This window comes from Xanthomonas fragariae (assembly GCF_017603965.1).
GTDB lineage: Bacteria > Pseudomonadota > Gammaproteobacteria > Xanthomonadales > Xanthomonadaceae > Xanthomonas > Xanthomonas fragariae_A.
Genome location: NZ_CP071955.1, coordinates 3952242 through 3966966, shown reverse-complemented (window position 1 = coordinate 3966966; position 14725 = coordinate 3952242). Strand labels below are relative to the sequence as shown.

Here is a 14725-nt window from a genome sequence, read left to right as displayed (position 1 = left end):
GTAGCGAAAACCGGCAGTTCTGGCACGCCTGTGCGGCCTATAAAGCGTTGCGGTGATTGGGTATTGAGGGTTTTCAGGCTGCGCTCACTCCTGAACCTGGCGGTCCTCCCGTTTGGTCTCCTCCATCGCCTCGGGCTCCAGCTCCTCGGCACTGCGATTAAGTTTGACGAACACGCCCCAGGCGATCAGCAGCAGCGCCGCGCACAGACCTACTGCGGCCGCATACGGCAGCTTGGCCGGGTCGTCGTGCATTAGCTCGAAGATCGACACCAGCGTCTCGATCGCCAGCGCAATCACGATCACTACGAAAAACCGCGACAGATAACGCCGCACGCGCGTGGGCCCGCTGACTTTGACATCGCGCAGAATCTCTTCTTCGAAAATAGTCTGGCCCAGTTCCAGCGTCACCAGCGCCACCGTGAGCAGGCCGATCGCCTCCAGCACCACATTGAAACGATCGCGCACCACCATGTCGCCGCCGGGTGTAAACCCGTGCCACAACTCCAACCCGGCCATCGCCACCAGACCCGCCGCGCACAGCACGAAGAACGCCAGAATCACCAGGTGACCGGCACGGAACAAGTGGCTGAGCAGTTTCATGGCGAGCACGACGAGCGAGGGATGCAAAGCATCGTGCGCACCGCGTCGTTGCAGCGCGAATGCACGGCAATGCTGAGGTTGGCGGCGCAGTCACAGCCACAACCATATTTTTCTGAATTGCGGGCCCTTGCCCGCGTGGCGATGCATGGTGGCAGTGCCGCGCATCCAACCTGATCGAAACGCGCGTGAGCACGTGCCTGCCTTTGCCTAAAATCCTGCAAAGGTCCACTCGGTGCTAAAGCGTGGGAGTTGTACGCACGCGCAACCCTTTCTCCACCGGAGCAAGTGCCCGAAGGGCGGATGGGCAACTGTTTATACGCATACCTCAACAGCCTCAGCGTTGCCGCAACACCTGATACGCCTGCAGGTGCACATTGGCCGCCATCAGCAGCGGCGCATTGCGTCCGGTCTCGCGCACGCGCGCCAGCATGTCGCCGACGATCTGCGCCGCTTCCACATCCTGGCCGGCCTCCAGATCGCGCAGCATCGACGCCTTCAACGGCGAATCCACCTGCAACAAGGTCTGCAGCGCCTTGGCCCGTGCAGGCTCGGGGATCGGCTGCCCGGCCGCGTCGGCGGCCCACAAGCACTCGTTGTACAAACCGTTGATCAGTGCACGCCCGTCGTCGGTGGCGACGATCGCCCCGAGCGGCGCGCGCATCAGGCAGGTGGCCGCCGCCAGGGCGGTGAGGAAGCTGTACTTGATCCAATGCTCCTGCGCGATGTGGTCGCTGGCTACATGCTCGATGCCGGCCTGCGTGCAGACGGCAGCAATCGCCTGCACCCGCACCGATGCCGCATTGCCAGTGCGCTCGCCGAAGGTCAGTGCCGCCGGCTTGCCCAGATGCAAAATCTCGCCGTGCTCGCCCTTGGTCGCGCTGATGAAACACAGCCCGCCCAGCACCCGCCCTGCGCCGAAACGCTCATCCAATGCCGCGTAATGCCGCAAACCGTTGAGGATCGGCAGCACCGTGGTGTGCTCGCCCACGCCCGGCGCAATCGCCTCGATCGCGCTGCTGAGGTCGTAGGCCTTGCAGCTGAGCACCACCAGATCGAACGGCTGCTGCGCCACCAACGCCGGCAAGCCCTGCGCGGTGACGTGCGCCACCTGCAGATCGGCATCGCCCAGCGGGCTGCGGATGCGCAAGCCATCGGCCTGCAGCTGCGCCGCGCGCATATCGCGCACCAGGAAGGTTACATCCACGCCGGCCTGCGCCAGGCGCCCGCCAAAATAGCCGCCGGTGCCGCCGGCACCGAGTATGAGGATATGCATTGAAATCTCCGTTCAGCTTGATAGTTTGAGCGCGGCAGGCAGTGTGTTAAGATCGGAACCGGATCGGGGATTCTCGAGTCGGCATCAGGCTCTGGCGGAATCGCCGGGGCCTTTTGTTTGGATCAGTAGACCTGACTAGCTGTGCCAAAGATATCTAGTGGGAAATCTTTCCTTATCTTTTGCAGGCTAGCTTGATTCATGTGGCTTATGATTTTCTCCATATTTTCCACGAATCTACGCGCTTCGTTCGGTCTTGCCTGCCTAGCCCAGGGTGGGTCAGTGTTGGGGATAAGTGGCCTTGGCTCTTTCCAATTTTTATTCTTATTTTCTCGCGAATAAGGCTTTGCGTGCGCCACCTCGTTACGAAAGCGGAACACCTCATTCACCCATGCATGCGGGATGTTTTGCAGCTGACTATCCAGCGCGCTAATCAGACTTAGAAGTTTTTTATCAGGCGCAAGGCGCTCGAAATCCTTGATATCTTGAAAATGTCGAAGCATTTGATGTTGGTGCAGCGCATGCCCGAGTTGGTTGAAGTAGGCCTCCAACGCGAAGCAGCACATCATCATCGCGCCCAACGCATAATGGTTAGGTTGTTGCTCGGAAGTATCTTCGCTTCTATCGAGAAAAGAACGCGCTGCCTGCGCGAGAAGCGCATGCGAATAGCCCTCCACGCTCTGCGTCGCATGCTTGCGATCCATATCAGCTCCGCAACCCCACGCCACGGCGTAGCAACCAAAGCGCCAGTGCGCTGAGCACCGCGACAAAGCCCAGCATCAGCGCGTAGGCTACCCAGATCGGTACGTCCGAGCTGCCGAGCAGGCCGTAGCGGAACGCGTTGACCATGTAGAAGATCGGGTTGGCATGCGTTGCGGCCTCGGCCCAGCCGGGCAGCAGCTTCACCGAATAGAACACGCCGCCCAGATAGGTCAGCGGGGTCAGGATGAAGGTGGGCACGATCGAGACGTCGTCGAACTTCTTGGCGTACACCGCGTTGACGAAGCCGGCCAGCGAAAAGATGATCGCGCCCAGCAGCACGGTAGTCAGCGTGACCAGCGGATGCGGGATGCGCACCGGGGTGAAGAACATCGCGATGATCAGCACCAGCGCGCCGACCATCACCCCGCGTAGCACCGCGCCGGACACATAGCCCCACAGGATCACCCAGTTGGGCATCGGGCTGACCAGCAGCTCTTCGACGTGGCGGCCGAACTTGGCGCCGAAGAAGCTGGAGGAAATGTTGCCGTAGCTGTTCTGGATCACGCTCATCATCACCAGGCCCGGTACGATGAATTGCATGTAGCTGTAGCCGCCCATGTCGCCCACGCGCGAGCCGATCAGCCCGCCGAAGATCAAAAAGTACAGTGTCATGGTGATGGCCGGCGGCACCAGGGTTTGCCCCCAGATGCGCAGGATGCGCTGCACTTCGCGGCGCACGATGGTGCCTAGCGCAATCCAGTTGCGGCGCGCGTTGGTGGGTTCGCTCACGGTGCGGATCTCGTTGGTGTTCATGGCTGGCCCCCGTGGCGCGGCGGCAGTGGCTTGGGAGTGTCCGGTCCGGCCATTGCCGGTCGGTCGCCCGGCGCCGCGGCAGAGGCGTGAATGGTTTCCGCCGCGCGTGCATCGCTTGGCCCGGTGAGCCGCATGAACAGCTCTTCCAGGCGATTGCTCTTGGTGCGCATCGAGCGCACCCGGATGCCGGCACTGCCGAGCGTGGCGAACACGCGGTTGAGGTCCATCGCGCGCGGCATATCCAGATCCAGCGTGTGTCCGCCGATGGCGGTGAGCGTGGTGCCTTCGATCACCGGCAGCTGCGCCGGCAAATCGCCATCGATATCCAACAGGAAGCCTTCCACATCGAGCTTGGCCAACAACTCGCGCATCGGCCCCTGGGTGACGATCTGGCCGTGATTGATGATGGCCAGGTTACGGCACAGGTGCTCGGCTTCTTCCAGGTAATGCGTGGTCAAAATAATGGTGGTGCCGGCCGCGTTGATGTCCTTGAGCACGCGCCACATGTCGCGGCGGATCTCGATGTCCACGCCGGCGGTAGGTTCGTCCAGGATCAGCAGGCGTGGTTGGGTCATCATCGCGCGGGCGATCATCAATCGCCGCTTCATGCCGCCGGACAGCGTACGGCTCATCACCTGGGCTTTTTCCCACAGGTGCGCGCGGCGCAACTCCATTGCGGCCAGACGCTCGGCGTCGGCACGCGGCATGCCGTAGAAACCGGCGTAGTTGACCAGGATGTCGAAGGGCTTTTCGAACAGGTTGAAGTTGACTTCCTGCGGCACCAGCCCGATCAGGCGCATCGCATCGCTGCGGTGACGGACCAGGTCGGTGCCGAACACATCCACCTGCCCGCTGGACAGGTTCACCAGCGAGCTGATGATGCCGATCAGGGTGGATTTGCCGGCGCCGTTGGGGCCGAGCAGGGCGAAGAAATCGCCCGGTGCCACGTCCAGCGAAACGCCTTTGAGCGCCTCGGTGCCGTTGTCGTAGGTCTTGTGCAGATCGTACACGCGCAGCGCGGGTGCCGCGGTTGAAGAGAGGGCAGTCAAGAGGGTCCTTCGCGCCAGGGTGACGGCGCAGCGAGTTGCAGCCCGTTATTATAGAAGCCCGTTGGGGGTTGCCCCGATCACAGACTGTCCTGAATACGTTCGTGCCCGTTCAATTCCCACTCAAGCTTGTCGACCGGCGCATGATTGCGCCCACCGTGGCCCACTGCCAGTTCGTGCGTGATGACGGGCAGCCGCTGGATTTTCAGCCCGGGCAGTTCATCCAGATCCATTTCGACTACGCCGACGGCACCGCAACCAAGCGCAGCTATTCGCTGGCGACCATCCACGACCACGCATTGGGACCGGGCGAGGCGGTGGATATCGCGGTGAGCTTCGTGTCCGGCGGCTCGGCAACCGCCCTGTTCGAAGGCTTGCAGATCGGCGACCAGTTGCAGGCCAGCGGCCCCTACGGCCGCTTCTGCTTGCCGCCGGGCGACCACAACCAGCGCTATGTGCTGGTCGCTACCGGCACCGGGGTCACCCCGTACCGCTCGATGCTGCCGTTGCTGGCCCAGGCGATCGCCACCCGCGGCGTGCAGGTGGTGCTGCTGCAGGGTGCGCGTACCCCGGCCGAGCTGCTGTACGGCGAGGACTTCCGCGCGTTTGCCGATGCCCATCCGCAGTTCCGCTATGTGCCGTGCTTCTCGCGCGAGCTGCCCGACCAGCCGCACGCCGATGCGCGGCACGGCTACGTGCAACAGCACCTGGCCGAATTCGCGCCCGATGCCGAAAGCGATATCGCTTATCTGTGCGGCAACCCGGACATGGTGGACACCTGCGTACAGGCCCTGAAAGAAGCCGGCCTGCCGAGCGCGCAGATCCGCCGCGAAAAGTACGTCAGCTCACCGCCGTCCAAGCCTGCGGCGTGAGTTGACGAGTTTGCCGTCGACCTTAATGGACGGTGCCAAGTACATCGTGGGAGACATTGTGGAAACGGAGCTAGCCAAATCCAGGCTCTTGCACAGCCGGAGCCGGCTGCGCCTGCGTATCGCTGCCGATCAAGCTGCCCGGGAGATCCGGGCCTATCGGCAGATCGTCACACCGATCGACCGGCAAGTACGATCCCAGCCTGCCATTGGCGTTTCGCATTGCACGTTTGTTTGGGGAATCGATCGAACACGTTTTTCTTTACGAAGACGGGCAGTAGGTGCGTCGGTCACAACCGACCGGACGCAGCGTCAAGGGATAGTGACTACCAGGAGAGACATGGTGAACATGGTGAAGCAACCCACAATGACGACAGCGCTGCTGATCGCGCTGCTGGCCACCGGATGCCAGCGCGCCGATGCGCCTGCTGCAGACAATAGCGGTGCGGCGGTGCCGCGCGCCACGCCGCCGCCCGCTGCAAAAACACAGGTCGGCAGCGCTGTCGGAAATCGCTACGGCACTCTGCAATTTTCACCATGCACGCTGAGCTCCGGTAGCGCTGCCGGCAACATCCAAGCGCAGTGTGCAAGCTTGCGCGTGCCGGAAAATCCAAACGCGCCGAAAGGCCGCAGCATCGCGCTGAAAATCGCTTGGCTGGAAAGCGATGCAGGCGCAGGCAGTGCGCCGGACCCGGTGTTTTTTATCGCCGGTGGGCCTGGGCAGTCGGCAACCGAAGTTTCTGTCATGGCAGCGGCCGCATTACGTGAAGTTCGCAAGAAACGCGACATTTTTCTGGTCGATCAGCGCGGCACTGGCGGATCGCACCCGTTGCGTTGTGAGACTGCCGATGGCGCGCCACTGCAGGCCACCATGTCCTCCAGTCCAGAGCAATTGACGGCCTACGCGCGCCAATGTGCCCGAGGCTTGCAAGGCCATTCCGACCCGCGTTACTACACCACTGCCGAAGCCATTGGCGATCTGGATGCAGTCAGAGCAGCGTTGGGCGCGCCACGTATCGACCTGGTCGGTGTGTCCTACGGCACGCGCGTGGCGCAGCATTATGCCAAGCGTTATCCCGCGCACACGCGCGTCATCGTGCTCGATGGTGTTGCGTCAAGCGATCTGGTAATCAGCGGAGAATTCGCACGCACGTTCGAAGACGCACTGATACTGCAATCCGAACAATGTCGAGCGATCCCCGCTTGCCGCGCACGTTTTCCAGGCGATGTGCGCACGCAACTGCGCACGGTCATGGACCGGCTGAAGACCGAATCGCCGGAGGTGGAGTATCGCGATGTGCGCACCAACGCCATCAAGCGCGACCGGGTGACGGCCGACGCCGTGGTCGGTCTTGCGTTTACGTTCTCCTACGCACCGCAGAGCGCTGCCTTGCTACCGCTGGTGCTGGATGAAGCCGCTGCGGGCCGCTACGCGCCGTTGATGGCGTTGTCGCACATGGACATGCAGATCAACCAGCCCATGCAGTGGTCGGTGGTGTGCGCCGAAGATGCCGACCGCTATCGTCCGGCGCCCGAGCACCAGGCATTGTTGCTGGGCGAAACTGTCCCGCGCAGTGTCTTTGCCGCTTGCCCGGTGTGGCCCGCCGGCAAGCGCGCCGACGACTTCACCGCACCGCTGCGTTCGCAAGTGCCGGCGCTGCTGTTGTCCGGTCAACTGGATCCGGTCACGCCACCTCGCTATGCCGACGTGGTGCTCAAGGGGTTGCCAAACGGACGGCATCTGGTTGCACCCGGCCAGGGACACAGCGTCATGGCGCTGGGTTGCATACCAAAGCTCATGGCCCAGTTCATGGAAACCGCCAATGCCAGTGCGCTGGATGCGCACTGCGTTGCCGATCTCAACACCGTGCCCGCGTTTACCTCGTTCAACGGATGGGAACCATGAGCCGCACCGACCACGCCACGGAGGCGCTCGCATGATCGTCGTCGACAACCTGCACAAATCGTTCAAGACCAAGACCGGCCTGGTGAAAGCGGTCGATGGGGTCGGTTTCAGTGCCGCCGATGGCCAGATCACCGGCCTGCTCGGGCCAAACGGTGCCGGCAAGACCACCACCTTGCGCATGCTCTACACGTTGATGTCGCCCGACCAGGGCAGCGTCAGCGTCGATGGCGTGGATGCCGCGCGCGACCCTGTGACGGTGCGTCGCGCACTCGGCGTGTTGCCGGATGCGCGCGGCGTGTACAAGCGGCTGACCGCACGCGAAAACATCGCTTACTTCGGGGAGCTGCATGGCATGTCGCACACGCACATCGCAGAGCGCACGCGCTTGCTGTCGGTCGCGTTGGACATGGACGACATTCTCGATCGCCAGACCGAAGGCTTCAGCCAGGGCCAGCGCACCAAAACCGCGATTGCGCGCGCGCTGGTGCACGAACCTCGCAATGTGATTCTCGACGAGCCCACCAACGGCCTGGACGTGATGACCACGCGTGCGATGCGTGGTTTTCTGCAGCAACTGCGTGCGGAAGGGCGCTGCGTGATTTTCTCCAGCCACATCATGCAAGAGGTGGCTGCGTTGTGCGATCGCATCGTCATCGTTGCCAAGGGCACGGTGGTGGCCTGCGGCAGCGCCGACGAACTGCGCGCTGCCACCGGTGAAGACAATCTGGAAGACGCCTTCGTCAAGGCGATCGGCTCGGACGAGGGACTGCACGCATGAGCACCACATCGTTGTTCGCCACCGTGTGGACAGTGTTGCGTAAGGAATTGCGCGACATCTCGCGCGACCGTCGCACCCTGGCATTGGCGTTGTTGTTGTCGCCATTGCTGTATCCAATCTTGATTCTCGGCATGGGCGCACTGAGCGAGAGCCGCGTGCGCACGCAGATCGACAAGCCGTTGGACATCCCCACGATTGGCCGCGAACGCGCGCCCAACCTTGTGCGTTTTCTGGCCGCGCAAGGGCTTGATGCGGTGGATGCGCCGGCCGATCTGACCGCTGCGATCCGCAACCAGGATGTAGATGTGGCACTGCGTATCAGCGCCAGCTACGCCGACGATTGGCGCGCCGGCCGTCCGGCGTTGGTGGAGATCATCAAGGACAGTACCCGCCGCGAGGCCGACGTGCCCAGCATGCGCTTGCAGGCCGCGCTCAGCGGCTATAGCCAGCAGGTCGGTGCACTGCGCCTGCTGGCACGCGGCATCGATGCGCAGGTGAGCAGGCCGTTGGAAATCGCCGCGCAGGATCTGGCCACCGCCGAAGCCAAGCGCGGCCAGATGATGGCGATGCTGTTGCCGGTGCTGCTGGTGATCACTTCATTCCTGGGTGGTGCGTCGTTGATTCTGGATGCCACCGCAGGCGAGCGCGAACGCCAGTCGCTGGAACCGTTGCTGGCCACGCCCGCGCCACGCAGTGCGATCGTGAGCGGCAAGATCGCTGCCGCCTGCGTGATCGGCATGGTGTCGTTGTTGCTCACGCTGCTGGCGTTCAAGCTGAGTGCGCAGCTGTCGACATCGAATCTGGGACGCCAGCTCAATGTCGGTTTCGTGCCGATGCTGCAGATGCTCTTCATCCTGGTGCCGATGTTGTTCGTCGGCACCTCGCTGCTGACCTATCTCGCCGCCGCCGCCAGGAGCATGAAGGAAGCACAGGCGCACATGACCTGGCTGTTGTTGCTGCCGATGCTGCCAGGCTACGCGCTGATGGCGTATCCGCTGAAGACCCAGCTATGGCAGTTCGCGGTGCCGTTCCTGGCGCAGAACCAGATGTTGCTCAAGGTGATTCGCCACGAGCAGATCAACGCACAGACCTGGGCTGTGTATTTGTGTGCCGGCTTCGGTGTGGCTGTCGTGTTGTGGTATGCGGCGGTGCGGCGTTATCATCAGGAGCGGTTGGCGATTTCCGGGTGAGTTTCTTTGCCGAAGGACGGTGAGCTTTATGTCGTCTGTGCGAGTGCTTTACGTTCATTTGGCTCAGACACCTGCAACGATGCAACCGCGCAATCAATCAACCGATCACCCCCCCGAATTGAACGACAACGTACGCCGCGTCGTCACCGGTGCAGCCACTGGTTCGAAGCGCCAGTGCTTGACCGCGTTGAGGGCTTCGCGGTCGAACACGCGCGGCGGGGTGGCGCGTAGTACGCGCGAGGAGGTGATCGCGCCGTCGGTGCCGACCGTGAGCTCTATCAGCACTTCGCCGGATGTGCCATCGCGCAGGGCTTCGAGTGGGTAGCGCGGCGCCGGGGTGCTGATCGGGCGCAGCGACTGCGCAGGCGGTGCAGCCGCCGCTGCTTCAGCCGGCGCCGGGCGCGGGGTCGCCGGGGTCGCCGGGGTCGTTACCGATGCCGATGCCGGGGTTTTGGCCTGGCGTTCGGTCTCTGCGGTCTGCTGGCGAGCGGCTTCCTGTTGCGCGGCGAGCTGCTGGGCAGCAGCAGCGGCGGTTTCGCGGGTGTGCTGCTCGGCTAGACGTTTCTGCTCGGCGGCCTGCCTGGCTTTGTCCTCGACCAGCTTCCTGGCCTGCTCGACATCGTGCTCGGTGCGGTTGGCAGCGGACTGCATGCCCGCGCTCAGGCCTGCCTTCAGGCGCGGCAGCGCCGGTGCCTTGGGGTCGACCTTTTCGATCAGCGCGATCAGCCGCTGCGCTTCGGGAAATTCTTCGCGGCTGATGCTTTGTTCGGCAGCGATCAGCGTGTACGGCAGCAGATCGGTCAACGCGCTGTTGACGGTGGCGTCCTGCGGCTGCTTCTCACGCAAGGCCAGGTAGTACTCCACCGCGTTGTCGCCGGCCGGGGCGTACATGCGGTTGTCCTGCAACGCCTCGGTGGCCGATGCGCGCAACTGGTCGGCGGCCATCGACTGCACCTGCGGCGACACCGCCGTGGCGGGCGTCGGCACAGCAGCCGGTGCCGCAGGCGTGGCGCCGGTAGCGGGCTTATCTTCTTGCCTGGAGCAGGCGGCCAGGCCAATCAGCAGCATGACCGGCGCGATCCGGCGTGCCAAACGGCCCTGTGTCAGATCCAACATGCGTTTGTATTACCTCGAATGCGAAAGATAACGTTGCTGCAGCAAGCGCCGGCCAGTGTTCCCACACTGAACGGCAAAGCGGCAATCTAGCATTGCTGGGGCGGTCTCAGCCAAGGGCTGCGCCGGGGTAGGGACGGATTTCATCCCGCCAGGGGGCGATTGCCGTATCGGCCGGCACGCGTGCTGCCGGATCGGGCAGCGACGGGGCCGAGCAGTAGCGACGCAGGAAGTCCGCATGCGCGGGCAGTAGCAGCGCCGCTTCCACCCGCGTGCGGAGGTTTTCCAAAAAGTGGCGCAGCTCCGCATCGCCCATCAGGTCGACCACCGGGTGGTGGTGCCTGGGCGTGATGCCCTGGCCCAGCATCACCTGCACCCACGAGTTCTCGGCAAACAGCTTGTTGGCCTGATGGAACACCCACCCGCTCTGGCGAAACGATTCCACCCGATGCCGCAGCGTGTCAGGAATATCGGTCGCTGCGCAGTCGCGCCAGAACGGCGTGTCGCGGCGATCGGTGAGGTGGTAATGCAGGATCACGAAATCGCGGATATGGGTGATCTTCTCGGTCGCCTGGCGGTTGTACTCGGCATTGCGTTGCAACATCTGCGCGGCGCTGTCGTGATCCATGTAGCGGCTGGAATACACGATGCCGTTGCCGACCCGGTGCTGCACCGGGATGCGGGTGTAAGCCACCGGTGCGCCGACCGATTCGGTCTGCACCGCCAATGCGCTGTCGGCAAACAACCAGTGCGACCAATCGTCGGCGCCCACGCCCAGCGTCTGACCATCAACAGGCCGCGGAAGCCGGTGCAATCCAGGAACAGATCGCCTTCCACCGGCGTGCCGTTTTGCAACGTCAAGGCGGTGAGATGACCGCTGTGCGGATCCGTTTGGACAGTGCCGATACGGCCTTCGATTAGGTGTCCAGCGTTGTGGAGCCGATGTAGATCGCCGGCGGCTGCGCAGCATTCAAATCGCGCAACAAGGTTTCCAGCACCACGCCCAGCGGCACGCACTCGGGGCGGAAATTCAAGCCGCTCATGTCCGCGTTGTAGAACAAGCGCCCACCGATTTCCGGCGTGCCGACCTGCGCCATCATCGCCTCGCCGCGATCGAAGCCAAGTACATAATGCGGCCGCTGCCTGCGCGAGCGGCCAGTCGCGTACCAACCCGCGTAAGAGCGGCTGATAAAACGACTGCGCTCACCGCCAGGCGGGCGCGGCCGGTGCTCGGAATCGGTATGTACCACACGTACACTCCGGTTCCTCCGCGCCGTGAGCACCCAGCTGACGACTGCTCGCTACGTTTTGTTAGCCGCTCTTAGGGTGCGGTGAGCGGTTTACACGGCTCCACGGGCCTCAATCTTCCGCAGTGCTTCAAGCAGATCGCGAGCTTGTATTGCATACACTGAAGGCCGGAATCCCTAATATCTTGAGGAATTGCAGCCTTCATAGGACGCTATAGGAGATTCAATATGGTGGGCCCACCAGGATTCGAACCTGGAACCAAAGGATTATGAGTCCTCTGCTCTAACCGTTGAGCTATAGGCCCGGCATGGTTGGTTGCGAGATGCGAGGGCATCTCGGATCTTCCAGCTGACCCGAAAGTTTACCTGTCTGTGCGCATCGTTGTCTGCTGTGGCATCAGGTAGCCACGCTGTCCTACGGTAACGCTCCCGCCGCGCGGGCGTAAAAAGCCCGGCAATGCCGTCATGCTGTTCACTTAGAGTGGCTAACAAAACTAATACGCTCACCGCCAGGCGGGCGCGGCCGGTGCTCGGAATCGGCATGTACCACGCGTACACTGCGGTTCCTGCGCGCCGTCCGCACACACCCGACGACCGCTCGCTACGTTTTGTTAGCCGCTCTAAAGCATCGAACGAAGCGGACTCGCGTATCGCATTGCCTCCGGTGCATGGCCCGAGTTTGCCAAGAAATCTAAGCTCTGCAATCCCGAATCCACGAATCTCAAATCGCAGCCCCTCACGCATCCGCCATCTCAAGCTGCGCATCGATCAACTGCTTACCTAAACGAAACCCATGCGCAATGGCATCTTGATAGGTCTCCCAACTGGCCGCCGATGCGCAGCTCGCCCTTGCCGCTGAGGGCATAGACGTCGACCCATAGCGTCCACTTGGCGTCCGGCGCTACTTGCGCGGCGCGTACGCGGATCTCATGCTCGCGGTATTTGGTGGTTTCAAAGCGGCTTTGCCTACTCATAAAGACGATGCCGTTTCCATTCGTCCACCAACTTAGAAGTCGTGGCTAAAACGCCACGTGAGCCTGGAAGAAACCGCCGTTCAATGTTGCGGCGCGGTGTTGGTTCGTCGCCGATGCGTAAAGTCCGCAGCACGCATGCCCCCGACGGCCGTGCCCTACTGTGACGACTGATCAAGCATAGCTAGCTGCTTCGCCCATAACGCAACAACCCAGCGAGTGCGGGGCTGCTGGGTGATCGCTGCACGACTGAAACTGTGGTCAGTCGATATCCAGGAACGAGCGCAGTTGTTCTGAACGGCTCGGGTGGCGCAGCTTGCGCAACGCCTTGGCCTCTATCTGACGAATCCGCTCGCGAGTAACGTCGAACTGCTTGCCGACTTCTTCCAGCGTGTGATCGGTATTCATATCGATACCGAAGCGCATCCGCAGCACCTTGGCTTCGCGCGGGGTAAGACCAGCCAACACGTCACGCACCGTCTCGGAGAGATTGATGTTGGTGGTGTTGTCGATCGGGGACTCCACATTGGTGTCCTCGATGAAGTCGCCCAGATGTGAATCCTCGTCGTCGCCGATCGGGGTTTCCATCGAGATCGGCTCCTTGGCGATTTTCATCACCTTGCGGATCTTGTCCTCGGGCATGTCCATTTCCTTGGCCAGTTCCTCCGGCGTGGCCTCGCGGCCGAACTGCTGGAGCATCTGACGGGAAATGCGGTTCAACTTGTTGATCGTTTCGATCATGTGCACCGGAATACGAATGGTGCGCGCCTGATCGGCGATCGAACGTGTGATGGCCTGACGGATCCACCACGTCGCATACGTCGAGAACTTGAAACCGCGAAGGTAATCGAACTTGTCCACGGCTTTCATCAGGCCGATGTTGCCCTCCTGGATGAGGTCGAGGAACTGCAGGCCGCGGTTGGTGTACTTTTTGGAGATCGAGATGACCAGACGCAGGTTGGCTTCGATCATTTCCTTCTTGGCTTTGCGTGCCTTTGCTTCGCCATAGGCCATCGCGCGGCTAATCTCTTTGATCTCGGCCAGGGTCAAGTAGCTAGCGTTCTCCATCTCGATCAAGCCCTGCTGGTCGGACACGATCTGATCCTTGACGTCGCGCAGTGCCGATGACCACTTCTGCTTGCGCTTGAGCGCGTCCTCCACCCATTCCAGGTTGGTCTGATTGCCTTCCCAGGAACGAATGAAATCCTTGCGCGGCATGCGAGCCACAGTCGTTGCCAGGTGTAGCACCTTGCGCTCGTGATCCTTGATGCCGTTGACCACGCCACGCAGCTGGGTGACCAGCGCGTCGGTCAGCGGCAGCGGCAGCTTGAGCGTGGTGAAAATGGCGGCCATGTCTTCGCGCGCCTTGACCACCAGCTTGTGCTCGGTGCCGTTCTTGGCATAGATCTTCTTGAACTTGGCGTATTCGTTGGCCAAGTTCTCCATGCGCGTTGCGACTTCCACCGGGTCCGGACCGGTCGGGCCGGCCTCTTCTTCGGCAGCGTCGTCATCGCCGTCGTCGTCATCGTCTTCCACTGCTTCGTCATCTGCAGCGGCGACGGGGCCAGCGGCTGCCAGTGCGGTGGCGGCCGCATCAGCTTCTTCGATCAGGTCGTTGAAGCCGACCACGATCTCGGCCAGACGCTTCTTACCTTCCTTATGCGCTTCGTAATGGGCCAGCAGCATTTCGGTCGACAGCGGGAACACGCCCAGTGCTGCCTGGACCTGGCTCAGGCCTTCTTCGATGCGCTTTGCGATGGCGATTTCGCCTTCGCGGGTCAGCAGCTCGACCGTCCCCATCTCGCGCATGTACATGCGCACCGGGTCGGTGGTGCGGCCACCTTCGGTATCGAGCGCGGTCAGCGCGGCTGCAGCTTCTTCGGCTGCGGTATCGTCAACCTCGCGATTGCCGCTGTTGCCAGCGTTGAGCAACAGAGTTTCAGCATCGGGCGCAACTTCATGGACATCGATGCCCATGCCGTTGATCATGCTGATGATGTCTTCGATCTGCTCCGGGTCGACCAAGTCGTCGGGCAGATGGTCATTGACTTCGGCGTAGGTCAGATAGCCCTGTTCCAGGCCCTTGCTGATCAGTAGCTTGATGTCGGATTGCTGGGCAGGACGTTCGTTGGCCATGAGTGCTCGCGCCACCGGCTTTGAGATTGGAAAGAAGACCTAGCATTATACCAGCGTGAAGCCCCGTCTGCCGGGTTCAAGACG

General features: G+C 62.2%; 11 protein-coding genes, 1 tRNA gene, 2 other RNA genes and 5 pseudogenes. 7 read left to right on the top strand and 12 right to left on the bottom strand.

Going from position 1 to position 14725, the window contains the following annotated elements:
• Positions 1 to 84 precede the first annotated feature (84 nt).
• From J5I97_RS18895 to J5I97_RS18875, 5 genes are all read right to left on the bottom strand, one after another.
• Positions 85 to 600: a hypothetical protein gene (locus J5I97_RS18895; protein ID WP_208588159.1), complete on the bottom strand. Its 516-nt coding sequence runs from the start codon at positions 598 to 600 to the stop codon at positions 85 to 87.
• Between the two features lie 334 nt (positions 601 to 934).
• The gene (gene panE, locus J5I97_RS18890) at positions 935 to 1873 is read right to left on the bottom strand and encodes a 2-dehydropantoate 2-reductase (protein ID WP_208588158.1); all 939 of its coding nucleotides are present in this window, start codon (positions 1871 to 1873) and stop codon (positions 935 to 937) included.
• 122 nt (positions 1874 to 1995) lie between these two features.
• Positions 1996 to 2574, bottom strand: coding sequence for a hypothetical protein (locus J5I97_RS18885; RefSeq protein WP_208588157.1), 579 nt, complete (start codon positions 2572 to 2574; stop codon positions 1996 to 1998).
• Position 2575: 1 nt separating this feature from the next.
• Positions 2576 to 3385: an ABC transporter permease gene (locus J5I97_RS18880; protein WP_208588156.1), complete on the bottom strand. Its 810-nt coding sequence runs from the start codon at positions 3383 to 3385 to the stop codon at positions 2576 to 2578.
• Positions 3382 to 4395, bottom strand: a complete 1014-nt coding sequence (locus J5I97_RS18875; RefSeq protein WP_238135746.1) for an ABC transporter ATP-binding protein — start codon at positions 4393 to 4395, stop codon at positions 3382 to 3384. Before J5I97_RS18875 ends, J5I97_RS18880 begins: the two co-directional genes overlap by 4 nt.
• A 74-nt stretch (positions 4396 to 4469) precedes the next feature.
• On the opposite strand from J5I97_RS18875, the gene J5I97_RS18870 reads away from it, so the two are divergent.
• A complete protein-coding gene (locus J5I97_RS18870; RefSeq protein ID WP_208588155.1) occupies positions 4470 to 5303 on the top strand; it encodes a ferredoxin--NADP reductase in 834 nt (277 codons plus the stop codon).
• Positions 5304 to 5306: 3 nt separating this feature from the next.
• Here J5I97_RS18870 and J5I97_RS20715 read toward each other — a convergent pair.
• Positions 5307 to 5487, bottom strand: a pseudogene (locus J5I97_RS20715) (GH39 family glycosyl hydrolase); the annotation flags it as partial.
• Between J5I97_RS20715 and J5I97_RS18865 the strand changes: the two are divergent.
• The 4 genes and pseudogenes from J5I97_RS18865 to J5I97_RS18850 all read left to right on the top strand — a co-directional run.
• Positions 5483 to 5581, top strand: a pseudogene (locus J5I97_RS18865) (helix-turn-helix transcriptional regulator); the annotation flags it as partial. The pseudogenes J5I97_RS20715 and J5I97_RS18865 sit on opposite strands and share 5 nt — an antisense overlap.
• 62 nt (positions 5582 to 5643) lie before the next feature.
• Positions 5644 to 7206 carry an alpha/beta hydrolase gene (locus J5I97_RS18860; RefSeq protein ID WP_208591830.1) on the top strand — a complete coding sequence of 521 codons (1563 nt, stop codon included), beginning with the start codon at positions 5644 to 5646 and terminating at the stop codon, positions 7204 to 7206.
• 31 nt (positions 7207 to 7237) lie between these two features.
• Positions 7238 to 7984 (top strand): ATP-binding cassette domain-containing protein, encoded by a 747-nt coding sequence (locus tag J5I97_RS18855; RefSeq protein ID WP_208588154.1) that lies wholly within the window; start codon positions 7238 to 7240, stop codon positions 7982 to 7984.
• Positions 7981 to 9174 (top strand): ABC transporter permease, encoded by a 1194-nt coding sequence (locus tag J5I97_RS18850; protein ID WP_208588153.1) that lies wholly within the window; start codon positions 7981 to 7983, stop codon positions 9172 to 9174. The genes J5I97_RS18855 and J5I97_RS18850 overlap by 4 nt, the downstream gene beginning before the upstream one ends.
• Positions 9175 to 9279: 105 nt before the next feature.
• Here J5I97_RS18850 and J5I97_RS18845 read toward each other — a convergent pair whose 3' ends face one another.
• The 3 genes and pseudogenes from J5I97_RS18845 to J5I97_RS18835 form a co-directional block, all read right to left on the bottom strand.
• Positions 9280 to 10290 carry an energy transducer TonB gene (locus J5I97_RS18845; RefSeq protein WP_208588151.1) on the bottom strand — a complete coding sequence of 337 codons (1011 nt, stop codon included), beginning with the start codon at positions 10288 to 10290 and terminating at the stop codon, positions 9280 to 9282.
• A gap of 106 nt (positions 10291 to 10396) precedes the next feature.
• Positions 10397 to 11205 (bottom strand): annotated as a pseudogene (locus J5I97_RS18840) (tryptophan 7-halogenase); the annotation flags it as partial.
• Between the two features lie 2 nt (positions 11206 to 11207).
• Positions 11208 to 11469: pseudogene (locus tag J5I97_RS18835) on the bottom strand (cupin-like domain-containing protein); the annotation flags it as partial.
• Positions 11470 to 11528: 59 nt separating this feature from the next.
• On the opposite strand from J5I97_RS18835, the gene J5I97_RS18830 reads away from it, so the two are divergent.
• Positions 11529 to 11604: non-coding RNA, sX9 sRNA (locus J5I97_RS18830), on the top strand.
• A 159-nt stretch (positions 11605 to 11763) separates the two neighbouring features.
• On the opposite strand, the gene J5I97_RS18825 is transcribed toward J5I97_RS18830, so the two are convergent.
• A tRNA-Ile gene (locus J5I97_RS18825) sits at positions 11764 to 11839 on the bottom strand.
• 236 nt (positions 11840 to 12075) lie between these two features.
• On the opposite strand from J5I97_RS18825, the gene J5I97_RS18820 reads away from it, so the two are divergent.
• A non-coding RNA gene (locus J5I97_RS18820) (sX9 sRNA) lies at positions 12076 to 12151 on the top strand.
• Positions 12152 to 12270: 119 nt separating this feature from the next.
• On the opposite strand, the pseudogene J5I97_RS18815 reads toward J5I97_RS18820, so the two are convergent.
• Both J5I97_RS18815 and rpoD read right to left on the bottom strand, forming a co-directional pair.
• Positions 12271 to 12593: pseudogene (locus J5I97_RS18815) on the bottom strand (hypothetical protein).
• A gap of 173 nt (positions 12594 to 12766) precedes the next feature.
• Positions 12767 to 14641, bottom strand: coding sequence for an RNA polymerase sigma factor RpoD (gene rpoD / locus J5I97_RS18810; protein WP_208588150.1), 1875 nt, complete (start codon positions 14639 to 14641; stop codon positions 12767 to 12769).
• Positions 14642 to 14725: the final 84 nt, after the last annotated feature.